Here is a 22,071-nt window from a genome sequence, read left to right on the forward strand (position 1 = left end):
TGTGAAACCTTAAGATTTTTACGGAATATGGTGTGAACCTTTACTGCGTTTTGTTGTAGGTCGCGCCAGGGGAATAACCATAGGTTATTTCCAGGCGGTTGGCGCGCATTTGCTGAAAAAGATCACCTGGCTGCACCAACCGCCTAAGCTAATGCCTAAAAGTTATTTATTTCGTCTTTCTTAGATCATTTAGCCTTCTCATCACTGCCTCCTTGCCGACGAGAACGCCCAATGAATCCGCATACTCCACTGCGCCTGCTTACCGCCCTCACCCTCGCCGGCGCCAGCTGGCTGGCACAGGCCGCCGACCTGACCGTTGCCTACCAGACCACGGTCGACCCCGCCAAAGTGGCCCAGGTTGACGGCGACTACGAAAAAGCCAGCAAGGCCAGCATTGATTGGCGCAAGTTCGATAACGGTGCCGATGTGATCACTGCGGTGGCCAGCGGCGACGTACAGATCGGCTACTTGGGCTCAAGCCCGTTGGCAGCTGCCGCCACGCGCAAGCTGCCCATCGAGACATTCCTGATCGCCACGCAGATCGGCGCCGGTGAAGCCTTGGTCGCCCGCGACAACATCAAGACCCCGCAAGACCTGGTAGGCAAGAAGGTGGCGGTGCCGTTTGTTTCCACAGGCCATTACAGCCTGCTGGCAGCGCTTAAAGGCTGGAACATCGACCCTGCCAAGGTGCAGATCCTCAACCTGGCACCACCGGCCATCATCGCCGCCTGGAAGCGTGGCGATATCGATGCCACCTATGTGTGGGACCCCGCCCTGGGTGTGGCCAAGGAAACCGGCAAGGTGCTGATCACCTCTGGCGAGCTGGCCAAGCAAGGCGCCCCGACCTTCGACGCCTGGATCGTGCGCAAGGACTACGCCACCCAGCACCCTGAAGTGGTCAAGGCCTTCGCCAAGGTCACGCTGGATGCCTACGCCGCCTACCGCCACGACCCCAAAACCTGGCTGGCCAACCCCGACAACGTGGCCAAGCTGGCCAAGCTGTCGGGTGCCAAGCCCAGCGACATCCCGGTACTGCTGCAAGGCAACGTCTACCCCCTGGCCGCAGACCAGGCAAAGACGCTGGGCGCCCCGACCACCCAGGCGCTGACCGACACGGCCACCTTCCTCAAGCAGCAGGGCAAGGTCGACGCCGTACTGCCGGACTACGCGCCCTACGTCAGCGCCCAGTACCTGCCCAACTGAACCCGTAGATAACCACGGAGCCTGCCATGGCCTTGCTCGAACTGGAGCACATCAGTGCACAGTACCCCGGCGCCACCGCCCCCGTACTGGCCGACATCAATCTCAGCCTCGGGCCGCGCCAACTGCTGGTGGCCCTTGGGCCCTCCGGCAGTGGCAAGACGTCGTTGCTGAACCTGATCGCCGGCTTCGTCAGCCCCAGTAGCGGCCGCATCACCCTCGACGGTGTGCCGGTCGCAGGGCCCGGAGCGGAACGCGGCGTGGTGTTCCAGGACGACGCCCTGCTGCCCTGGCAGAACGTACTGGCCAATGTTGCCTTCGGCCTGGAGCTGGCCGGTGTGCCGCGTGCGCAGCGGCAAGCCAAGGCACGGGAGATGCTGGCGCTGGTGGACCTGCACGGCTTTGCCGAGCGCAGCATATGGCAGCTCTCCGGCGGCCAGAAACAGCGGGTTGGCCTGGCCAGGGCACTGGCAGCCGACCCCCGGGTGCTGCTGATGGACGAGCCGTTCGGCGCCCTGGATGCCTTCACCCGCGAGCAGATGCAGGAGCTGTTGCTGCAAGTGTGGCAACGCACTGCCAAACCCGTGTTCCTGATTACCCACGACATCGAAGAAGCCGTATTCCTGGCCAGCGACCTGATACTGCTGGCGCCCAACCCGGGGCGGGTGGTCGAGCGCCTGAAGCTGGACTTTGGCCAACGCTATGCAGCCGGCGAACCCGCCCGTGCCATCAAGTCTGACCCGGCCTTCATCGAAACCCGCGAACACGTGCTGGCGCGGGTGTTTTCCCAGCGCCAGCACCTGAAGGAGCACGCATGAACATCCTGGACCTGCTGGCAGACGGCGAACACGACGCGTCGGCGCAGCCCGCCCTGCGTGCACGCCGCCCACTGCCCACCCGCTGGATCAGCGCCCTGACACTGGGCAGCCTGCTGCTGGCCTGGTGGCTGGTAACCGCTGCTGGTTGGGTAGAGCCGCTGTTTCTGCCCTCGCCGGCGGATATTCTGAACCGGGCCTGGAGCCTGCTGACTCAGGGCTACATGGACGCCAGCCTGTGGCAGCACCTGGCCGCCAGCCTCGGGCGCATCGGCTTCGCGCTGCTGGCTGCCACCCTGACAGCCATCCCGGTGGGCATTGCCATCGGCTACAACCGCGTGGCGCGCGGCATCCTCGACCCACTCATCGAGTTCTACCGGCCCATCCCGCCGCTGGCCTACCTGCCACTGATCGTGATCTGGTGCGGCATTGGTGAAGCCTCGAAAGTACTGCTGATCTACCTGGCCATTTTTGCCCCGATCGCCATCGCCACCGCCACCGGCGTACGCACCGTCGACCCGGCCAGGTTACGTGCCGCGCAGTCGTTGGGTGCCAGCAAGGCCCAGCTGGTTCGTCACGTGATCCTGCCCAGCGCGCTGCCCGACATCATCACCGGCATCCGCATCGGCCTGGGCGTGGGCTGGTCCACCCTGGTGGCCGCCGAGCTGATCGCAGCCACCAGCGGCCTGGGCTTCATGGTGCAGTCTGCCGCGCAGTTTCTGGTCACGGATGTGGTGGTACTGGGCATCCTGCTGATCGCGCTGATCGCCTTCGCGCTGGAAATGAGCCTGCGCGCCCTGCAACGCAAGCTGGTGCCCTGGCACGGGCAAGCCCACTGACCACGCCGGCACACTGGCGCCTGATTGAGAGACCGACATGAGCCTGACCATTACCCCCCTCAGCCCGGCACTGGGCGCACAGATCAGTGGCGTGGACATCAGCCGCGACATCACCGCCCAGGACCGCGATGCCATCGAGCAGGCACTGCTCAGGCACCAGGTGTTGTTCCTGCGCGACCAGCCCATCAACCCGCAGCAGCAGGCACGCTTTGCCGCGCTGTTCGGCGACCTGCACATTCACCCGATCTACCCCAATGTGCCGCAGACACCGCAGGTGCTGGTGCTGGATACCGCCGTGACCGATGTGCGGGACAATGCGGTGTGGCACACCGACGTGACCTTTTTGCCTACCCCGGCACTTGGCGCCGTGCTCAGCGCCAAGCAGCTGCCGGCCTACGGTGGCGACACCTTGTGGGCCAGCGGCATTGCGGCGCTGGAGGGTTTGTCGGCGCCGCTGCGGGCGATGCTGGAGGGGCTTACGGCCACCCACGACTTCACCAAGTCGTTCCCGCTGGAGCGTTTTGGGACCACGCCAGAAGACCTGGCGCGCTGGGAGGCCACGCGGCGCAACAACCCGCCGCTGTCGCACCCAGTGGTGCGTACCCACCCGGTAAGCGGGCGCAAGGCGTTGTTCGTCAACGAGGGGTTTACCACGCGTATCAACGAGCTGAGCGAACTGGAAAGCGATGCCCTGTTGCGGCTGTTGTTCGCCCATGCCACGCGGCCGGAGTTCAGCATTCGCTGGCGCTGGCAGGAGAACGACGTGGCGTTCTGGGACAACCGCGTGACCCAGCACTTTGCCGTGGACGATTACCGACCAAGCCGGCGGGTGATGCATCGGGCCACCATTTTGGGGGATGCACCCTTCTGATCGGGGCATCACCGCGGCCTGTCATGGCGACGAGCCGCGGCGATGCCTGCAGGGCAGCCTCTAGCGCACCAGATGCAGGAACTGCATGTGCCGTTCGTACTGATCAAGGATGTCGTTGATGATCTGCTCCTTGCTGTAGCCCACCAGGTCGTAGTCCTGGCTGCCTTCGCTCAGGTGCACTTCCGCCCGGTAGTAGCGGCGGTTCTTCAAGTCCTGCGCGCCCAGCCCACCCAGGGCGAACGATGGCGTGAAGTAGCCACGCATCTGCACCTGGTAGATGAACGGCTGCTCTTCGCCATGGCCCACCTTCAGGCTGACGTTGTCGTGGCTGGGGTCGTCCTGGGTGATCAGCACAAGGCCCTTCTGCTCGAACACTTCACGTACATCGGCAATGGCCGGGCGCACCACGTCATCCATGAAGCGGTACACCTCATCGCGTGACGGGAAGTGCACCGCCTGGTTCAGGCGCTGCCGCCAGCCGCCACGGCCACGCCGCGTCTGGGCGAAGGGTGCCAGGGAGTGCAGCTGTGCGATCCGCCGCTGCGACTCCATGTAGAACGCCTTGTGCAGCCCCCACATCATGCACAGCAGAATCAGCGAGAACGGCAACGACGTCAGCACCACCGCCGACTTCAGCGAATCGATGCTGCCGGCGAACAGCAAGGCGCTGGTGACCAGCGCGGTCATGGCGCCCCAGAAGATGCGCAGCCAGTTGGGGCCGTCTTCGTCGGTACTGCCGCCCGTGGCAGACAGGGTGGACAGCACCACGGTGCCGGAGTCGGCCGAGGTGACGAAGAACACGAAACTGATGAACACCGTCATGGCGATCACCGCTTTGCTCCAGGGGTAGGTTTCCAGCAGCAGGTACAGGCTCATGGACGGGTTGTCCAACGCTGCCTGGCCCAGTGCCGTCATGCCATGGTTGATCACCTGGTCCAGTGCGCTGTTGCCGAAGATCGACATCCACGCCAGGGTGAAGCCGAGCGGAATCAGCAGCACACCGAACACGAACTCGCGGATGGTGCGCCCACGGGAAATACGGGCAATGAACAGGCCCACGAAGGGTGCCCAGGCAATCCACCATGCCCAGTAGAACACCGTCCAGCCACCCAGCCAGTCGCGGTTCTCGCCGTAGGCATACACGTCGAAGCTCTTGCGTGGCAACGCGCCCAGGTAGTCACCGAGGTTCTGGATCAAGGTGTTGAACAGGTGCTGGGTGGGGCCGGCGAACAGCACGAACAGCAACAGCGCGCAGGCCAGGAACAGGTTGATGTCGCTCATCACCCGCACGCCCTTCTCCACCCCTGCAACTGCCACTGCAACGGCAGCGCCCATCATCAGGGTGATCAGCACCACTTGTACCCACTGGCTGTGGCTGATGCCGAACAGGTAGTCCAGGCCGGCATTGAGGTGCAGCACCCCAAACCCCATGTCGGCGCCCAGGCCGAAAACCGTGGCGATGATGCCGAAGCCGTCAACGGCGTAGCCGATAGGCCCGTTGATACGCTTGCCAATCAGCGGGTACAGCGCCGACCGCAACGCCAGCGGCAGGTTGTGGCGGTAGGCGAAATACGCCAGCGCCATGCCGACAAAGGCGAATACACCCCAGCCATGCAGGCCCCAGTGCAAGAACAGAATCTGCATCGCCTGGCGCCCGGCTTCGGCCGTGCCAGCCTCGCCCTGCGGCGGCTGCAGCATGTGGGTAAGGGGTTCGGACACGCAGAAGAAGAACAGCGTGATGCTGATGCCGGCGGCGAAGAGCATGCCGGCCCATGACAGGTAACTGAACTCGGGCTCGTCGTGGTCGGCACCGAGCTTGATCTTGCCGTAGCCAGACAAGGCGGTGACCACCACGAAGACCAGATACAGCGTCATCGCCAGCATGTAGTACCAGCCGACGGTGTTGGCAGCCCAGTTCTGCGCCGCCAGCAACCAGTCGCCTGCGGTTTGCGGATTGGAGATGACCACCAGGCCAAAAATGAGGATGAAGCTTGCCGCAAAATAGAACACCGGTGGGTTCATGCGGACCTTGCCGTTGGCAAGTGAAGGGGTCGGCGCACTCATGGGGCATGCACCTCGTCGTAGGACGGAAGGCTCGAAATGAACGGGTTCAGCAAAGGAATCCTCCTGTTGAACACCGGCGGGGGACCAGCGTTTTTAAATTGAACAAGCGTTCAAGTTAATCATGGATTGGGCGTTGGATGCGAATAAGGCCGCTGACCGGTGGGTTTGGTTCCCAGCGGGGTTCGGGGTTGTGAGCGCCGCAGGGCGGCGCTTCGCAAGGGGCAGCAGAAGGGGTTATTGCTTGCCCTGGCAATCCAGCTGCAGGTTTGCCTGGGTGATGTTGCTTTCGGCCGGCACACTGCGGGTCAGCCACACGTTACCGCCGATGGTCGACCCCTTGCCGATGGTAATGCGCCCCAGCACGGTAGCGCCGGCGTAGATGACCACGTCGTCTTCCACGATCGGGTGCCGCGCCAGGCCCTTGTGCAAGGTGCCGGACTCATCGCTGGGGAAGCGCTTGGCGCCCAAGGTCACCGCCTGGTAGATGCGTACGCGCTCGCCGATGATCGCGGTTTCGCCGATTACCACACCGGTACCGTGGTCGATGAAGAAGCTGGGGCCGATTTGCGCACCGGGGTGGATGTCGATGCCTGTGGCCGAATGCGCCAGCTCCGAACTGATCCGCGCCAGCAGGGGCAGGCCAGCACGGTAAAGGTGGTGAGCGAGGCGGTGGTGAATGATGGCCAGGATGCCTGGGTAGCACAGCAACACCTCATCGACGCTGCGGGCGGCGGGGTCGCCGTGGTAGGCCGCCAGCACGTCGGTGTCGAGCATCACGCGCAGGCCCGGCAGCGCTGCGGCGAAACCCTGGATCAACCTGAGTGCCTGCGCATCCGCGCCGGCCATGTCGTCCTGGCTTTGCCGGGCGGCATAGCGCAGTTCCAGGCGCGCCTGGGCCAGCAACGCATTCAGGGCGGCATCCAGGGTGTGGCCCACGTAAAAGTCTTCGCTCTCTTCACGCAAGTCCACAGGCCCGAGGCGCATGGGGAACAACGCGCCGCACAGTTGCTCCAGCACGTGCCGCATCGCCTCGCGCGAGGGCAGCTCGCGGCCACCTTGCTCACCGCTGCTGCGGCCGTTGCGGCTGCGCCATTGCTCACGGGCGCCACGCAACCCGGCCACGATACTGTGCAACTGCCAGTGCCCAGATGAAGGTTGTTCGCTCACGGTTGTCTCCTGCCGTATCGGCCATCCAGTTTTATCGCCAGGCCCGCAAACGGCCCGGGCCGGCCTGTGTGCGAACCACTCTACGGCAAAACAGTCACTTGGAAATAACACCGCTTTATTCCATGCTGCGCCAGGCTGGGCATAAGGGAAGCGAGTTATAAAAAAGGAATAACAAGATAATTTTTTAGTATTTCCTGGTCTAACACGCCAACCCTATAGTCGCCACCCACTACTTCCACAACAAGCGCGGGGCTCAGACATGTCGAAATTCGTGAAACCATTACTCAACGCAAGCCTGGCTGTGGTGCTGGGTACCGGCCTGCTCGGCCACGCCTTTGCCGGGGAGGAACTCAAGACCATCCAGGAAAAGGGCGTGATCAACGTCGGCCTGGAAGGCACCTACCCACCGTTCAGTTTCCAGGACGAAAACGGCAAGCTGACCGGCTTCGAAGTGGAGCTGTCCGAGCTGTTGGCCAAGGAGCTCGGGGTCAAGGCCAAGATTCAGCCCACCAAATGGGACGGCATTCTGGCGGCACTGGAGTCCAAGCGCCTGGACGTGGTGGTCAACCAGGTGACCATTTCTGACGAGCGCAAAAAGAAGTACGACTTCTCCGAGCCGTACACCGTCTCTGGTATCCAGGCGCTGATCCTGAAGAAGAAGGCCGACCAGCTGAACATCAAGGGTGCCCAGGACCTGGCTGGCAAGAAGGTGGGCGTAGGGCTTGGCACCAACTACGAGCAGTGGGTGAAGCAGGATGTGCCCCAGGCTGAAGTGCGTACCTACGAGGACGACCCGAGCAAGTTCGCCGACCTGCGCAACGGCCGCATCGACGCCATTCTGATCGACCGCCTGGCCGCGCTGGAGTATGCGCAAAAAGCCAAGGACACCGAGCTTGCCGGTGATGCGTTCTCGCGCCTGGAAAGCGGCGTGGCACTGCGCAAAGGTGAACCGGAGCTGCTGGCGGCCATCAACAAGGCCATCGACAAGCTCAAGGCAGATGGCACCCTGGCCAAGCTCTCCGAAAAATACTTTGGTGCTGATGTCACCCAATGATCGCTGAAAGCCTGCAACTGGTTGTCGACTCCGCGCCTTTCTTGCTGAAGGGCGCGGGTTATACGGTCCTGCTCAGCGTCGGGGGGATGTTCTTTGGCCTGCTGCTGGGCTTTGCCCTGGCACTGATGCGGCTCTCAAAGGTGCTGCCGGTCAACTGGCTGGCGCGGATCTACGTGTCGTTCTTCCGCGGCACTCCGCTGCTGGTGCAGCTGTTCGTGATCTATTTCGGCATGCCACAGATCGGCATCGAACTTGACCCCATCCCTGCCTCGCTGATCGGCCTGTCACTGAACATGGCAGCCTATGTGTGCGAAATTCTGCGCGCCGCGATTTCCTCCATCGACCGCGGCCAATGGGAAGCGGCGGCCAGTATCGGCATGACCCGCGTGCAGGCCATGCGCCGGGCCATTTTGCCCCAGGCGCTGCGCACAGCGCTGCCGCCGCTGGGCAACAGCTTCATTTCACTGGTCAAGGACACCGCGCTGGCGGCCACCATCCAGGTGCCGGAGCTGTTCCGTCAGGCTCAGCTGATTACCGCACGCACCTTCGAGGTGTTCACCATGTACGTGGCAGTGGCGGTGATCTACTGGGTGCTGTGCAGCATCCTGGCGCACTTCCAGAACCGCATGGAAGCGCGGGTCAATCAGCATGACCAGGAGCATTGAGCATGATTGAAGTCAAAGGCCTTACCAAGCGCTTCAAGGGCCAGACCGTGCTCGACGGCATCGACCTGACCGTGCAGGCCGGCGAAGTGGTGGCCATCATCGGCCCCAGCGGCTCGGGCAAGACCACCTTCCTGCGTTGCCTCAACCTGCTGGAAACGCCCGATGCCGGGCAGATCCATATTGGCGACATCGGCATCGACGCCAACCGCCCGCTGGGTTCGCAGCAGGGGGCGATCCGCCGGCTGCGCCAGCAGGCCGGGTTCGTGTTTCAGAACTTCAACCTGTTCCCGCACCGCACAGCGCTGGAAAACGTCATCGAAGGGCCGGTGATCGTCAAGAAGACACCCCGCGAGCAGGCCGAGGCCCTGGGCCGACAGCTGTTGGCCAAGGTTGGCCTGGCCGGCAAGGAAGACGCCTACCCCAGGCGGTTGTCCGGCGGCCAGCAACAGCGTGTCGCCATCGCGCGTGCCTTGGCCATGGAGCCGCAGGTGATCCTGTTCGACGAACCTACCTCGGCACTGGACCCGGAGCTGGTGGGTGAGGTGCTGGCGACCATCCGCAGCCTGGCCGAAGAAAAACGCACCATGATCATCGTCACCCACGAAATGAGCTTTGCCCGCGACGTGGCGAACCGGGTGGTGTTTTTCGACAAGGGCGTGATCGTGGAGCAGGGCGAGGCCAAGGCATTGTTCGCGGCCCCGCAGCAAGAGCGCACCCGGCAGTTCTTGCGCAAGTTCCTGGGCACGGCCGCCTCAGAGTAACGCCCCGCGCCCGCCCTGCCAGAGGGCGGGCAGCCCTCTTCTATGCATATTCCAAAGCGATAGTTCATAAACTTTTTATAAAGCCTTACGGTATATATACCGGACCACCGGACCAGCACACATCTGCCGCAATCAGCTGTAGCGGCATTACTTATTTGTGAGGTCAGGAATGGTCAGGATCACAATCACCCCAGTGCGTAACGCCAGGGCATTGAGTGCAGCCAAGGAGCGGTACTGATGCCCACACATGCCCAAATCCCTTCCAGCAGCGACCTGGACAGCGCGCCACCCCTGCTGCCGGCCAAGATACTGCGCAACGATGCCGAGGCCTTGCAGGCAGCACGCGACGTTGCCGCAGTAGCCCGTGAACACGCCGCACGTCGCGACCAGCAACGCAAACTGCCCTGGGCCGAAATCGAACTGTTCACCCGCAGTGGCCTGGGCAGCATCAGCGTGCCCAAAGCCCATGGTGGCCCAGACGTGTCGTTCGAGACCGTGGCCGAGGTGTTCCGCCTGATCAGTGCTGCCGACCCCGCGCTGGGGCAGATCCCGCAGAACCAGTTCGGCATGCTGCAACTGCTGCGCCTTACGGCAACCGAGGCGCAACAGGCAACGCTGTTTCGCAGCGTGCTGGACGGCTGGCGCATCGGTAATGCAGGCCCCGAGCGTGGCACCAAGGACACCCTCACCCTCAAGGCCCGGATTACCCGCGCAGGCGACGGCTTTCGCATCAGCGGCGAGAAGTTCTATTCCACCGGTGCCCTGTTCGCCCACTGGGTAGCAGTAAAGGCGCTGGACGAACAAGGCCGCCAGCGCCTGGCATTCGTACGCCGCGGCACCCCGGGCCTGCGTATCGTCGATGACTGGTCCGGGTTCGGCCAGCGCACCACCGCCAGTGGCACGGTGCTGCTGGACGAGGTGCCGGTGGAGGCCGAGTTGGTCATCGACAACTGGCGCCAGCGCGATGTGCCCAACATCCAGGGCGCCGCCTCGCAGCTCATTCAGGCAGCGATAGACGCCGGCATCGCAGAAGCGGCAATCGACGACGCCATCACCTTCGTGCGTGAAAAATCACGCCCATGGATCGAGGCCAAGGTCGACCGTGCCAGCGACGACCCTTACGTAATCGCCGACATCGGCCGCCTCAAGCTCGACCTGCACGCCGCCGAGGCTTTGCTACGCAAAGCTGCGCGTGTGCTTGACGAGGTCAATGCCAAAACTGTGGATGCCGAGTCGGCGGCGCGGGCCTCGATTGCGGTAGCCGAAGCCAAGGTGCTCACCACCGAAATTGCCCTGCAGGCGAGCGAAAAACTGTTCGAGCTGACCGGCAGCCGCGCCACCCTCGCCGAGTTCAACCTCGACCGCCACTGGCGCAATGCACGCGTGCACACCCTGCACGACCCGGTGCGCTGGAAGTACCACGCGGTGGGCGCCTACCACCTCAACGGCACCCGGCCCGCGCGGCATTCCTGGATCTGATCTGCAGCGTGCGTGGGGCCACTGAGTGCCCCCACGCCGCGGAGAAACACCATGACTACAAGCATCATCAGCAACGACGCCGAAGCCCTCGGCGTTGCCGAACACCTTGCCCAGCAGTTGCGCCGCGACAGCGCCCTGCGCGACCGTGAGCGGCGTTTGCCACACGCAGAACTCGAGCTGTTCACCCGCTCGGGGCTGTGGGGCATCAGCGTGCCCAAGGCGTACGGTGGGGCGGGCGTATCCAATGTCACACTGGCCAAGGTGATCGCCCGCATTGCCCAGGCCGACGGTTCACTCGGGCAAATACCGCAGAACCACTTCTACGCGCTGGAAGTGCTGCGGGTAAACGGCACACCCGCGCAGCAACAGCGCCTTTATGCAGAAGTGCTGGGTGGCCGTCGCTTCGGTAACGCCCTGGCCGAGCTGGGCACCAAGACCGCCAATGATCGCACCACCCTGCTGAGCCGCGACGGCGCGGGCTGGCGAATCAATGGCCGCAAGTTCTATGCGACTGGCGCCATCTATGCCCAGCGCATTCCAACCTCGGTGGTTGACGAACAAGGCGTGCAGCACCTGGCGTTCGTGCCCGCCGACAGCCAGGGGCTGCAGGTGATAGACGACTGGAGCGGGTTTGGCCAGCGCACCACTGGCAGTGGCTCTGTGGTGTTCGACAACGTCTGGGTCAACGCCGATGACGTGGTGCCGTTCCAGAGCGTGTTCGAGCGCCCGACACCGGTGGGGCCGCTGGCGCAGATTCTTCATGCTGCCATCGATACCGGCATCGCCCGCGCCGCCTATGAAGACGCCCTGCACTTCGTGCGTACCCGCAGCCGGCCCTGGGTGGACTCGGGTGTGGAACGTGCCAGCGACGACCCGCTGACCCTCAAGAGCTTCGGCCACTTGGCCATACGCCTGCATGCCGCCGAGGCCTTGCTGGAGCGTGCCGGCGAATACCTGGACCTGGCCCGAGCGCACAGCACTGCCGACAGCGTCGCCGCTGCGTCCATCGCCGTGGCTGAAGCGCGGGCCATCAGCACCGAAATTGCACTGGCAGCCGGCACCACCCTGTTCGAGCTGGGCGGCAGCCAGGCCACCCTGGCCGAACACAACCTGGACCGCCACTGGCGCAACGCCCGCGTGCATACCCTGCACGACCCGGTGCGCTGGAAGTACCACGCCATCGGCAACTACTACCTCAACGATGCCAACCCGCCACGCAGGGGGACCATCTGATGGCCAGGCACATTCTGCTCAACGCCTTCAACATGAACTGCGTGGGGCATATCAACCATGGCCTGTGGACCCACCCCCGCGACACTTCCACCCAGTACAAGACCCTCGAGTACTGGACCGACCTGGCGCGCCTGCTGGAGCGGGGGCTGTTCGACGGGCTGTTCATCGCCGACATCGTCGGCACCTATGACGTGTATGGCCAGTCGCTGGACGTGCCACTGAAGGAATCCATTCAACTGCCGGTCAATGACCCACTGCTGCTGGTGTCCGCCATGGCCGCAGTCACCCGCCACCTGGGTTTCGGCCTGACTGCCAACCTGACCTACGAGGCGCCCTACTTGTTTGCACGGCGCCTTTCCACCCTGGACCACCTGAGCAATGGCCGGGTTGGCTGGAACATCGTGACCGGCTACCTGGACAGCGCGGCCCGCGCCATGGGCCTTGCCCAGCAGCCCGAACACGACCGGCGCTACGACCAGGCCGATGAATACCTGCAGGTGCTGTACAAGCTGCTGGAAGGCAGCTGGGCGGACGATGCCGTGGTTGCCGACCGCCAGCAGCGTGTGTACGCGCACCCCGACAAGGTGCGCAAGGTTCAACACCATGGGGCGTTCTACGACGTGGACGGCTACCACCTGTGCGAGCCTTCCCCCCAGCGCACGCCTGTGCTGTTCCAGGCGGGCAGTTCGTCGCGCGGCCTGGCCTTCGCCGGCAACCATGCAGAATGCGTATTCATCAGCGGCCAGGACAAGGCCGCCACCCGCGCCCAGGTCGACAAGGTGCGTGCCGCAGCAGTAGCGGCAGGGCGTACGGCAAACGCCGTAAAGGTGTTCATGGGCATCACGGTGATCGTTGCGCCCACCGAGCAGCAGGCCCAGGCCCGGCATGCCGAGTACCTGCGCCATGCCAGCGCTGAAGCCGGGGTGGCGCACTTTGCCGCGTCCACCGGCATCGATTTTGCCGCGTACGGCCTCGATGAACCCATCGCCTTCCGCCAGGGCAACGCCATCCAGTCGGCCACCCGTCAGTTGCAGAGCGACGCCTGGACCCGCAGGCGCCTGCTGCAACAGCACGCCTTGGGTGGCCGCTACGTAACACTGGTCGGCGACCCGCAGCAGGTGGCCGACCAACTGATCGCCTGGGCCGACGACACAGGCCTGGACGGCTTCAACCTCACCCGCACCGTCACCCCCGAAAGCTTCGAGGACTTCATCGAGCTGGTCGTGCCCCAATTGCAAGAGCGCGGCCGCTACAAAACCGCCTATGCCCCCGGCACCCTGCGGGAAAAACTGTTCGACGCCAGCCACCCACACCTGCCAGCCGACCACCCAGGCTCGGCCTACCGCTTTACCCCCTACCCTGCCCCGACTGGAGCCCTGCACCATGCTTGAGAAACTGTTCCGGCCCGTCGCGGCCATCGCTGTTGCCCTGGGCCTTGCAGCCGGCGCTAACGCTGCCGAGCCGCTGAAGATCGGCACCACTTCGGCTTTCGCCATCCCACTGGAGGCTGCGGTGGAAGAAGCACACAAGCAAGGCCTGGAAGTGAAGCTGGTGGAGTTCAGCGACTGGATTGCCCCCAACGTCAGCCTCAACAGTGGGGACATCGACGTCAATTACTTCCAGCACATTCCCTTTCTGCAAAACGCCAAGGCGGCCGCCGGTTTCAACCTGGTGCCGTACGCCCCCGGCATCATCAACAACGTAGGCCTGTACTCGAAAAAGTACAAAAGCTTTGCCGAGCTACCGGATGGCGCCAGCGTGGCCATCGCCAACGACCCCATCAACAGCGGCAGGGGCCTGCAACTGCTGGCCAAGGCGGGGCTGATCACCCTGAAACCCGGGGTCGGCTACAAGGCCACCGAAGACGACATCGTCGCCAACCCGAAGAAACTGAAAATCCTCCAGGTGGAGGCCGTGCAGCTGGTGCGCGCCTATGACGACGCCGACCTGGTGCAGGGCTACCCCGCCTATATCCGCCTGGCCAAGACGTTCGATGCCGGGTCTGCATTGCTGTTCGATGGCCTGGAAAACAAGGAATACGTGATCCAGTTCGTGATCCGCCCACAGAGCAAGGGCGACCCGCGCCTGGCCAAGTTCGTCGACATCTACCAGCATTCGCCGGTGGTGCGGGCAGCGTTGGACAAGGCCCACGGCACGCTGTACCAGGCAGGTTGGGAGGGGTGACATGAGCCAGACCAGCGCACTGAAGGTGCCAGGTGCCGCGCCCCTGCCGCTGCAGGCCGAGCCGCTGACCCTGCGCCCGGATGTGAATGACGCCCACGTGCGCTTCATAGGCCTGGGCAAGACCTACCCGGGCCAGGCGCAGCCCGCCCTGCAAGGCATCGACCTGAACATCCGCCGTGGTGAAATCTTCGGCATCATTGGCCGCAGCGGTGCCGGCAAGTCCTCGCTGCTGCGCACCATCAACCGCCTTGAGCAGCCCAGCCATGGCCGGGTGCTGGTGGACCAAGTGGACATTGGCGGGTTCGACGAGGACCAACTGGTGAACCTGCGCCGCAGCATTGGCATGATCTTCCAGCACTTCAACCTGATGTCGGCCAAGACGGTGTGGCAGAACGTGGAGTTACCGCTGAAAGTGGCCGGCGTGGCCAAGGCCGAGCGCCAGCGCAAGGTACGCGCCCTGTTGCAACTGGTAGGCCTTGAGGAAAAGCACCAGGTGTACCCGGCGCAGTTGTCGGGGGGCCAGAAGCAACGGGTAGGCATCGCCCGGGCACTGGTGCACGACCCACGCATATTGCTGTGCGATGAAGCCACTTCCGCGCTGGACCCGGAAACCACCGCATCCATTCTTGAGCTGCTGCGCGACATCAACCGGCGCCTGGGCCTGACCATCGTCCTGATCACCCATGAAATGGCGGTGATCCGCGACATCTGCCACCAGGTCGTGGTGCTGGACCGCGGCCAGGTGGTGGAACAGGGCGAAGTCTGGCGGGTTTTCGGTGCGGCACGCCATGCCGTGACGCGCACGTTGCTGGCACCGTTGCAACCCAGGTTGCCAGACGCGTTGACGGGCCGCCTGCAAGCCAGCCCGGCAAGCCGGGACAGCACCGTGGTACTGAAGCTGACGGTGCTGGGCGAACCGGACCTGACTGCATTGTTCAACACATTGGGCGGCAGCGTGCGGTTGCTGCAAGGCGGGGTACAAGCCATCGGTGAGCATGCCCTGGGGCAGTTGATCGTGTCGGTGCAGCATTCGCCGCACGCGACCGGCCCGTTACTGGAGCGGGCCCGTCGCTGGGCCGAAGATGTGGAGGTGCTGGGTTATGTGGTTTGATCGCTTGCTGCAGGGCTTGCTCGATACCTTGTTGATGGTGGGTGTGTCATCGCTGATCGCCCTGCTGGCCGGTGTGCCGATGGCAGTGTTGCTGGTCACCAGCGACAAAGGCGGCATCTTTGCGGCCCCCACGCTGAACCGCGTGCTGGGGGCGTTCGTCAACCTGTTCCGGTCCATCCCGTTCCTGATCCTGATGGTCGCGCTTATACCCTTCACCCGTATGGTGGTAGGTACCACCTATGGCGTATGGGCCGCAGTAGTGCCACTGACCATCGCTGCCACGCCGTTTTTTGCGCGCATTGCCGAGGTGAGCCTGCGGGAAGTGGACCACGGCCTGGTAGAAGCGGCGCAGGCCATGGGTTGCCGACGTTGGCACATCGTCTGGCACGTACTGTTACCCGAAGCGCTGCCGGGCATCGTGGGGGGCTTCACCATCACCCTGGTTACCCTGATCAACTCATCGGCCATGGCGGGTGCCATCGGCGCCGGGGGGCTGGGGGACATCGCCTACCGTTATGGCTACCAGCGCTTCGACAGCCAGATCATGCTGACTGTAATTGCCATGCTGGTGGCGCTGGTGGCGTTGATCCAGCTGGGCGGGGACCGCCTGGCGCGCGGGCTGAACAAGCGTTGAAAAGGTGCCGGGCCAACCCGGCACACTCAGCCCCAGCGCAAATCCTGCGCCGCGACTGGCCGCCCGAACCAGTAACCCTGGCCTAACTGACATTGCTCCTGCAGCAGCAGGCTGGCCTGCTCCGGCTGCTCGATGCCTTCGGCATGCACCTGCATGCCCATGCTGCGCGCCAGGGCAATGATCACCCGCACGATGGCCACATCGTCTTCGTCGAACGGCAAGCCAGCGACGAAGCCCTGGTCGATCTTGAGTTTCTGTACCGGCATCCGCTTGAGCCGCAGCAGCGACGAGTAGCCGGTGCCGAAGTCATCGATGGCCAGTGCCACGCCCAGCTCACGCAGGCGATGCAGTTGCTCCAGCGCCACTTCGGGGTCTTCCATCACGGCGCTTTCAGTGACTTCCAGCTCCAGCAGTGCAGGCGAAAGGCCGGTGTCGTGCAACACGTCGGCTACCTGCCGGTACAGCTCACGCTGGCCAAACAGGCGGCTTGAGATATTCACTGCCACGAAGGCCAGCGGGCGGCCTTCCTGCTGCCAGCGCACCATCTGCCGGCAGGCATTGCGCAGTACCCAGGCATCTATCTCGGCAATCAGCCCGGTGCGTTCGGCGATGGGGATGAATTCTACCGGTGGCACCAGCCCCCGCTGCGGGTGCTCCCAACGCACCAGGGCTTCTACACCCACCTGGCTACCGGTCGCCAGGTCGTGCACGGGCTGGTAGTACACCCGCAGTTCATCGTGCTCCAGCGCCCGCCGCAGCTCCCCTGCCGTTTCCACCCGCTGCTGGGCGTGGGCGGTCAGTTCCTCGGTGTACAGCGCATAACAGGCTCGGCCGTTGCTCTTGGCCTTGTACAGGGCCGAGTCGGCGTTGCGCAGCAACTGCTCGGCACTCAGGGCGTCACTGGGGAACAGGCTGATACCGGCGCTGACGCTGATGAACAGCCGATGGCCCTCGAACACGAATGGCTCACGCATGCGGTCGATGATGCCCTGGGCCAACTTGCCGGCCTGGCCGAGGTCCTGGCACTGCTCGGCCAGCACGCCGAATTCGTCACCGCCCAGGCGCGCCAGGGTCACGCCGCTGACCACCACCTCGCCCAGGCGATCACCCACCAGCTTCAGCAACTGATCGCCGATGGTATGGCCCAGGCCGTCGTTGATGCTCTGGAAGTGGTCGAGGTCCAGCAGCAACAATGCACAGCCGCGCTTTTTTGCCTGCGCCGCCACCAGCGCCTGTTGCACGCGGTCGGTGAACAGCAGGCGGTTGGGCAGGTCGGTGAGCGGGTCGTGGTGAGCCAGGTAGGCCAGCTCCTGCTCGGAATGCTTGATCGCGCTGATGTCGCTGAACACCGCGACGTAATGGCTGAGCTCGCCGTCGTCGTCGCGGATCGCGCAGATGGTCTGCCACTGCGGGTAGATTTCGCCGCTCTTGCGTCGGTTCCAGATCTCGCCGCTCCACTCGCCCTTCTCGGAGAGGGTGGCATAGATGTGCTTGTAGAAGTCCGGGCCATGGCGCCCCGACTTGAACTTGCTCGGGCGCTGGCCGATCACCTCGTCCTGCCGGTAACCGGTGATACGCATGAAGGCGCGGTTGACGTGCACGATCAGGCCTTTGCGGTCGGTGACCAATACCCCTTCGAGGGTGCTGTCGAACACAGCGGCGGCCATGCGCAGGCGTTCCCGGTCCTCGCCGCGCAAGCGCGCACCGATGCCGATGAAGTTCAGCAACCTTACGCGTGACACATAGATCAGCAACGCACTGAGCAGTACCCAGACCACCAGGTTGATCTGCCGCCCTACGGTACGGGCCAGGGGATCGTCAGTCATGCCGTGCAGCATCACCTCGGCCAGTACCAGCCAGAGGATCGAGAGCACCACATACAGCGCAGCCATGCGCAAGGCGTCGCGAACGGAAACAGACATGTCGGGTGGAATTGCCCATGCAAAAAGATGGGGGATTATAAAGGTTCTGCTGCGCTGTGCGACCGCTGCACGGCGCGCCGCGCAAAGATCGCCTGAAACATCACGTGGTCAGCTGCGACTGGTTTTATTTCCCCGCCAAGGGATAATCGGCCCTTCCCCCTGCATTTCGAGGGTATTTGCATTTATGTGGTACAACGGCCTGCTCGACTTGTCGGCCTGGCAACTGGTCGGCATCACTTTGTTGATGACCCATGTGACCATTGTCAGCGTCACGGTCTACCTGCATCGCTACTCGGCGCACCGGGCACTGGAGCTCAACGCCGGGCTCAAGCATTTCTTCCGTTTCTGGCTGTGGCTGACCACGGCGCAGAACACCCGCGAATGGACCGCCGTCCACCGCAAGCACCACGCCAAGTGCGAAACCCCGGACGACCCGCACAGCCCGGTGTACAAGGGTTTGGGTACGGTACTGCGCAAGGGCGCCGAGCTTTACCGCGAAGAGGCGCGCAACCCCGACACCTTGCGCATCTACGGCAAGAACTGCCCGGATGACTGGCTGGAGCGCAACGTCTATTCGCGCTACAAACTCGGTGGCATCGCGCTGATGGCGGTGATCGACCTGCTGCTGTTCGGCACGGCGGGTATCACCATCTGGGCGGTGCAGATGATGTGGATCCCCTTCTGGGCCGCCGGCGTGGTCAACGGCCTTGGCCATGCAGTGGGCTATCGCAATTTCGAATGCCGCGACGCCGCCACCAACCTGGTGCCGTGGGGCATCGTGATTGGCGGCGAAGAGCTGCACAACAACCATCACACCTACCCCAACTCGGCCAAGCTGTCGGTGCGGCGCTGGGAGTTCGACATGGGCTGGGCATGGATTCGCCTGTTCTGCCTGCTGCGCCTGGCCAAGGTCCAGCGGGTGGCACCCATCGCCCACCGGGTGGCGGGCAAAGCCAGCCTGGACATGGACACTGCCATGGCCATCCTCAACAACCGCTTCCAGATCATGGCCCAGTATCGCAAGCTGGTCATCGGCCCCCTGGTGAAGCAGGAACTGGCGCGCGTTGATGCGTCCGTCAGCCACCACTTCCGCCGTGCCAAACGCCTGCTGTCGCGGGAAACCAGCTTGCTGGAAGACCGCCATCACGTGCGTATCGAGTCCATGCTGGCCCACAGCCAGGCGCTCAAGACCATCTATGAAAAGCGCCTGGCGCTTCAGCAGATATGGGCCCGCACCAGCGCCAATGGCCATGACATGCTGGCAGCCATGAAAGACTGGGTGCACGAAGCGGAAACCAGCGGCATCCATGCCCTGCGCGAGTTCGCCGCGCAACTGAAGACCTACTCCCTGCGGCCTACTGCCGCCTGATGTTCCGTTGATCGGCGCGCCCCTTTTTGGGGCGTGCCGTTCAGGAACTTCGCCCGCCTGTTTCGACTCGAACTGCCCACATCGGCCGGAAGGTGGCCGCACCTTTACCCGTCGAGACGCGCTCCGTGCCCATGGCCAAGAACATACCCAAGATTCTGCCCGGTACCCCTCCCCCTGACGCCGCCAAGACATTGCTGGCTCTGCTCCACGCCCAAGGCGAAGTCGCGCGCCTGAGCGAGCGCGAGCAGCTGTTCAGTACGCTGCTCAACAGCGTGAACGCAGTGTTGTGGGCATTCGACTGGGAGACCCGCCAGGTGCTGTACGTCAGCCCTGCCTACGAGCGCATCTTTGGCCGCCCGGTTAGCCTGGTAATGGCCGACTTCAATGAATGGCGGGACAGCATCTACCCTGACGACCTGGAGTTCGCCGAACGCAGCCTTGCCCAGGTTTTGCTCAAAGGCTCGGTGGAAGACCGGGAGTACCGCATTCTGAACGCCGAAGGTGAGGTGCGCTGGCTCAGCGACAAGTGCTACGTCAACCAGCAGCGCGACAGTGACCGGGTGATCATCGTGGGTATCGCCGAGGACATCACCGAAAAGAAGCGCCTGGAGGGCGAACTGCAGCGCCTTGCCACCACCGACGTACTCACCCAAAGCAGCAACCGCCGGCACTTCTTCGAGTGCGCCAAACAGGCCTTCGACAAGGCCCGTGAGGACGAGGCGCCGCTGACCTTCCTGTTGCTGGATATCGACGACTTCAAGGCGATCAACGACAGCTACGGCCACCAGGAGGGAGACCAGGTGCTGCAACGCATCGCCGACAGCGGCAAGGCGGTGCTGCGCAGGGGCGACCTGTTCGGGCGGATTGGTGGCGAGGAATTTGCGGCGGTATTCCCTGGCTGTACGGCCAAGGTGGCGGAGCAGATTGCCGAACGGCTTCAGCGGGAGATACAGCGGTTGAATTTTGGCCAGTCAGAGCGCATGTACGGCGTCACCATCAGCCAGGGCCTGACCGGTTTGACTGCCGAAGACGACACGCTCGACAGCCTGTACGCACGGGCAGATGCCGCGATGTACCAGGCCAAGCGCCAGGGCAAGAACCAGATCGTCCACGGGTAAGCGTCGCTTGAATAGCAGGGGCCGCAGAGCCGTCCCTGTGGAGGCGACTGTCACGCACAAAATCTGAGAGTTGGCCCAATCACTGTGGGAGCGGGTTTACCCGCGAAGCAGACAGCGCGGTGCAGGGCACCGGCTTCGCCGGTGTTCGCGGCTGAAGCCGCTCCCACAGGTGACTGCTAACTCAACAAGTTATGTGCAGTTCCACAGGAGCGGCTCGCCGGCGATGGGCCGCAGAGCGGCCCCACTATCAGCGTAAGATCACGCCAGTTCGGCGAAGCACTCTTCGATGATGGCCAGGCCTTTGTCCAGCAGCGCGTCTTCGGCGGTCAGCGGAACCAGGATACGCAGGACGTTGCCGTAGGTGCCGCACGACAGCAGGATCAGGCCCTTGTCACGGGCCTTGGCCACAACTTGGGCAACGGCAGCGGCGTTCGGGGTGTGGGTACCCTTCTCGAACACTTCCACAGCAATCATCGAACCCAGGCCACGTACGTCACCGATGATCGGGTGCTTCTGCTGGATTTCACGCAGGCCGGCAGTGAGGCGCTCGCCAACGGCTTTGCTGCGGTCCAGCAGTTTTTCTTCTTCGAACACGTCGATAACGGCGAGTGCAGCGGCACAGGCGATCGGCGAGCCGGCGTAGGTGCCACCCAGGCCACCGGGGGCGATTGCATCCATGTACTCGGCCTTGCCGCACACACCTGCCAGCGGGAAGCCGCCAGCAATGGATTTGGCGAAGGTGGTCAGGTCAGGCGCAACGCCCATTTGCTCCATGGCGAAGAAGGTACCGGTACGGCCGGCGCCAGTCTGCACTTCGTCAGCGATCAGCAGAATGCCGTGCTGGTCGCACAGGGCACGCAGGCGCTTCATCAGCTCTTTAGGCGCTGGCAGGAAGCCGCCTTCGCCTTGTACCGGCTCAAGGATGATGGCCGCGATATCGCGTGGCTCGGCATCGTTCTTGAAAATGCGCTCGACCGAGGCAATGGCGTCGTCAACGCTGACACCGTGCAGTTCGCTCGGGAACAGCGCACGGAACACGCCGCCTGGCATCAGGCCCATGCCTGCGGAGTACGGTACGACCTTGCCGGTCAGGCCCAGGGTCATCATGGTACGGCCGTGGTAGCCGCCGGTGAAGGCGATGACGCCAGCACGGCCGGTGGCTGCACGGGCGATCTTGACGGCGTTTTCAACGGCCTCGGAGCCGGTGGAAACCAGCAGGGTCTTCTTGTCGAAGTCGCCCGGTACCAGCTTGTTGATCTTCTCGCACAGCTCCACGTAGGGCTCGTACGCCAGCACCTGGAAGCAGGTGTGGCTGACCTTGGTCAGCTGCTCTTGCACGGCCGCAACCACCTTGGGGTGCAAGTGGCCGGTGTTCAGTACGGCGATGCCGCCTGCGAAGTCGATCAGTTCGCGGCCTTCAACGTCGATCACGGTGGAGTTCTTTGCCGATTCAACGAAGATCGGGTGAATCTGGCCGACACCACGCGGAACTGCGGCGACACGACGTTGCATCAAGGATTCGTTGGTCTTGCTCATAATGCCCTCATTGCGCCGGTCTGGAATGGCGCTTTTATTCGGGGGTGGC

The 22,071-nt window shown here is 63.6% G+C and carries 19 protein-coding genes; 15 read left to right on the plus strand and 4 right to left on the minus strand.

All coding sequences use genetic code 11. The features are described 5' to 3' along the window. Nucleotides 1–231 precede the first annotated feature (231 nt). The 4 genes from tauA to tauD are packed head-to-tail and all read left to right on the plus strand — an operon-like array spanning nucleotide 232 to nucleotide 3,725. On the plus strand, nucleotides 232–1,203 hold the full coding sequence (tauA, locus tag IAE38_RS17300; protein ID WP_201218418.1) for a taurine ABC transporter substrate-binding protein: 972 nt from the start codon (nucleotides 232–234) through the stop codon (nucleotides 1,201–1,203). Nucleotides 1,204–1,229: 26 nt separating this feature from the next. Further along, nucleotides 1,230–2,018 carry a taurine ABC transporter ATP-binding subunit gene (tauB, locus tag IAE38_RS17305; protein WP_201218419.1) on the plus strand — a complete coding sequence of 263 codons (789 nt, stop codon included), beginning with the start codon at nucleotides 1,230–1,232 and terminating at the stop codon, nucleotides 2,016–2,018. Continuing rightward, entirely contained in the window at nucleotides 2,015–2,854 is an 840-nt protein-coding gene (gene tauC, locus IAE38_RS17310) for a taurine ABC transporter permease TauC (protein ID WP_201218420.1), read from the plus strand. The genes tauB and tauC overlap by 4 nt, the downstream gene beginning before the upstream one ends. Nucleotides 2,855–2,891: 37 nt before the next feature. Then, complete coding sequence (tauD, locus tag IAE38_RS17315; RefSeq protein WP_060482967.1) at nucleotides 2,892–3,725, plus strand: taurine dioxygenase; 834 nt, start codon at nucleotides 2,892–2,894, stop codon at nucleotides 3,723–3,725. A 60-nt stretch (nucleotides 3,726–3,785) separates the two neighbouring features. Here tauD and betT read toward each other — a convergent pair whose 3' ends face one another. Together betT and epsC are read right to left on the minus strand one after the other, a co-directional pair. Further along, complete coding sequence (betT, locus tag IAE38_RS17320; RefSeq protein WP_177331205.1) at nucleotides 3,786–5,747, minus strand: choline transporter BetT; 1,962 nt, start codon at nucleotides 5,745–5,747, stop codon at nucleotides 3,786–3,788. A 276-nt stretch (nucleotides 5,748–6,023) separates the two neighbouring features. Then, the gene (epsC, locus tag IAE38_RS17325) at nucleotides 6,024–6,956 is read right to left on the minus strand and encodes a serine O-acetyltransferase EpsC (RefSeq protein WP_201218421.1); all 933 of its coding nucleotides are present in this window, start codon (nucleotides 6,954–6,956) and stop codon (nucleotides 6,024–6,026) included. Nucleotides 6,957–7,215: 259 nt separating this feature from the next. Here epsC and tcyJ point away from each other — a divergent pair, with 259 nt between their 5' ends. The 9 genes from tcyJ (at nucleotide 7,216) to IAE38_RS17370 (ending at nucleotide 16,077) form a co-directional block, all read left to right on the plus strand. After that, entirely contained in the window at nucleotides 7,216–8,010 is a 795-nt protein-coding gene (tcyJ, locus tag IAE38_RS17330) for a cystine ABC transporter substrate-binding protein (protein ID WP_201218423.1), read from the plus strand. Further along, nucleotides 8,007–8,675, plus strand: a complete 669-nt coding sequence (gene tcyL, locus IAE38_RS17335) for a cystine ABC transporter permease (RefSeq protein WP_201218424.1) — start codon at nucleotides 8,007–8,009, stop codon at nucleotides 8,673–8,675. The genes tcyJ and tcyL overlap by 4 nt, the downstream gene beginning before the upstream one ends. Nucleotides 8,676–8,677: 2 nt before the next feature. After that, nucleotides 8,678–9,436: an L-cystine ABC transporter ATP-binding protein TcyN gene (gene tcyN, locus IAE38_RS17340; RefSeq protein WP_028635374.1), complete on the plus strand. Its 759-nt coding sequence runs from the start codon at nucleotides 8,678–8,680 to the stop codon at nucleotides 9,434–9,436. Nucleotides 9,437–9,673: 237 nt separating this feature from the next. Beyond that, the gene (locus IAE38_RS17345; protein WP_201218425.1) at nucleotides 9,674–10,915 is read left to right on the plus strand and encodes an SfnB family sulfur acquisition oxidoreductase; all 1,242 of its coding nucleotides are present in this window, start codon (nucleotides 9,674–9,676) and stop codon (nucleotides 10,913–10,915) included. A 51-nt stretch (nucleotides 10,916–10,966) separates the two neighbouring features. Continuing rightward, entirely contained in the window at nucleotides 10,967–12,148 is a 1,182-nt protein-coding gene (locus IAE38_RS17350) for an SfnB family sulfur acquisition oxidoreductase (RefSeq protein WP_060482971.1), read from the plus strand. Then, nucleotides 12,148–13,539, plus strand: a complete 1,392-nt coding sequence (locus IAE38_RS17355; RefSeq protein WP_201218426.1) for an LLM class flavin-dependent oxidoreductase — start codon at nucleotides 12,148–12,150, stop codon at nucleotides 13,537–13,539. The genes IAE38_RS17350 and IAE38_RS17355 overlap by 1 nt, the downstream gene beginning before the upstream one ends. After that, nucleotides 13,532–14,332: a MetQ/NlpA family ABC transporter substrate-binding protein gene (locus IAE38_RS17360; protein WP_201218427.1), complete on the plus strand. Its 801-nt coding sequence runs from the start codon at nucleotides 13,532–13,534 to the stop codon at nucleotides 14,330–14,332. Before IAE38_RS17355 ends, IAE38_RS17360 begins: the two co-directional genes overlap by 8 nt. Before the next feature lies 1 nt (nucleotide 14,333). Then, nucleotides 14,334–15,443 carry a methionine ABC transporter ATP-binding protein gene (locus IAE38_RS17365; protein ID WP_201218429.1) on the plus strand — a complete coding sequence of 370 codons (1,110 nt, stop codon included), beginning with the start codon at nucleotides 14,334–14,336 and terminating at the stop codon, nucleotides 15,441–15,443. After that, complete coding sequence (locus IAE38_RS17370) at nucleotides 15,433–16,077, plus strand: methionine ABC transporter permease (RefSeq protein WP_028635380.1); 645 nt, start codon at nucleotides 15,433–15,435, stop codon at nucleotides 16,075–16,077. Before IAE38_RS17365 ends, IAE38_RS17370 begins: the two co-directional genes overlap by 11 nt. Nucleotides 16,078–16,103: 26 nt before the next feature. Here the strand turns inward: IAE38_RS17370 and dibA are convergent, their stop codons facing one another. Continuing rightward, a complete protein-coding gene (gene dibA, locus IAE38_RS17375; RefSeq protein ID WP_201218430.1) occupies nucleotides 16,104–17,999 on the minus strand; it encodes a phosphodiesterase DibA in 1,896 nt (631 codons plus the stop codon). Nucleotides 18,000–18,183: 184 nt separating this feature from the next. On the opposite strand from dibA, the gene desA reads away from it, so the two are divergent. Next, nucleotides 18,184–19,368, plus strand: coding sequence for a delta-9 fatty acid desaturase DesA (gene desA / locus IAE38_RS17380; protein WP_028635382.1), 1,185 nt, complete (start codon nucleotides 18,184–18,186; stop codon nucleotides 19,366–19,368). A gap of 131 nt (nucleotides 19,369–19,499) precedes the next feature. Further along, nucleotides 19,500–20,486 (plus strand): GGDEF domain-containing protein, encoded by a 987-nt coding sequence (locus tag IAE38_RS17385; protein WP_201218431.1) that lies wholly within the window; start codon nucleotides 19,500–19,502, stop codon nucleotides 20,484–20,486. A gap of 258 nt (nucleotides 20,487–20,744) precedes the next feature. On the opposite strand, the gene gabT is transcribed toward IAE38_RS17385, so the two are convergent. After that, nucleotides 20,745–22,022, minus strand: coding sequence for a 4-aminobutyrate--2-oxoglutarate transaminase (gene gabT / locus IAE38_RS17390; protein ID WP_028635384.1), 1,278 nt, complete (start codon nucleotides 22,020–22,022; stop codon nucleotides 20,745–20,747). Between the last annotated feature and the right edge of the window lie 49 nt (nucleotides 22,023–22,071).

Source organism: Pseudomonas sp. S32 (assembly GCF_016648095.1).
Classification (GTDB): Bacteria; Pseudomonadota; Gammaproteobacteria; order Pseudomonadales; family Pseudomonadaceae; genus Aquipseudomonas; species Aquipseudomonas parafulva.

Excerpts from the sequence above, each read along its gene's own strand:
- tauA (WP_201218418.1), top strand. The coding sequence starts at position 232 with ATGAATCCGCATACTCCACTGCGCCTGCTTACCGCCCTCACCCTCGCC.
- tauB (WP_201218419.1), top strand. The coding sequence starts at position 1,230 with ATGGCCTTGCTCGAACTGGAGCACATCAGTGCACAGTACCCCGGCGCC.
- tauC (WP_201218420.1), top strand. The coding sequence starts at position 2,015 with ATGAACATCCTGGACCTGCTGGCAGACGGCGAACACGACGCGTCGGCG.
- tauD (WP_060482967.1), top strand. The coding sequence starts at position 2,892 with ATGAGCCTGACCATTACCCCCCTCAGCCCGGCACTGGGCGCACAGATC.
- betT (WP_177331205.1), bottom strand. The coding sequence starts at position 5,747 with ATGAACCCACCGGTGTTCTATTTTGCGGCAAGCTTCATCCTCATTTTT.
- tcyJ (WP_201218423.1), top strand. The coding sequence starts at position 7,216 with ATGTCGAAATTCGTGAAACCATTACTCAACGCAAGCCTGGCTGTGGTG.
- tcyL (WP_201218424.1), top strand. The coding sequence starts at position 8,007 with ATGATCGCTGAAAGCCTGCAACTGGTTGTCGACTCCGCGCCTTTCTTG.
- tcyN (WP_028635374.1), top strand. The coding sequence starts at position 8,678 with ATGATTGAAGTCAAAGGCCTTACCAAGCGCTTCAAGGGCCAGACCGTG.
- IAE38_RS17345 (WP_201218425.1), top strand. The coding sequence starts at position 9,674 with ATGCCCACACATGCCCAAATCCCTTCCAGCAGCGACCTGGACAGCGCG.
- IAE38_RS17350 (WP_060482971.1), top strand. The coding sequence starts at position 10,967 with ATGACTACAAGCATCATCAGCAACGACGCCGAAGCCCTCGGCGTTGCC.
- IAE38_RS17355 (WP_201218426.1), top strand. The coding sequence starts at position 12,148 with ATGGCCAGGCACATTCTGCTCAACGCCTTCAACATGAACTGCGTGGGG.
- IAE38_RS17360 (WP_201218427.1), top strand. The coding sequence starts at position 13,532 with ATGCTTGAGAAACTGTTCCGGCCCGTCGCGGCCATCGCTGTTGCCCTG.
- IAE38_RS17365 (WP_201218429.1), top strand. The coding sequence starts at position 14,334 with ATGAGCCAGACCAGCGCACTGAAGGTGCCAGGTGCCGCGCCCCTGCCG.
- IAE38_RS17370 (WP_028635380.1), top strand. The coding sequence starts at position 15,433 with ATGTGGTTTGATCGCTTGCTGCAGGGCTTGCTCGATACCTTGTTGATG.
- dibA (WP_201218430.1), bottom strand. The coding sequence starts at position 17,999 with ATGTCTGTTTCCGTTCGCGACGCCTTGCGCATGGCTGCGCTGTATGTG.
- desA (WP_028635382.1), top strand. The coding sequence starts at position 18,184 with ATGTGGTACAACGGCCTGCTCGACTTGTCGGCCTGGCAACTGGTCGGC.
- IAE38_RS17385 (WP_201218431.1), top strand. The coding sequence starts at position 19,500 with ATGGCCAAGAACATACCCAAGATTCTGCCCGGTACCCCTCCCCCTGAC.
- gabT (WP_028635384.1), bottom strand. The coding sequence starts at position 22,022 with ATGAGCAAGACCAACGAATCCTTGATGCAACGTCGTGTCGCCGCAGTT.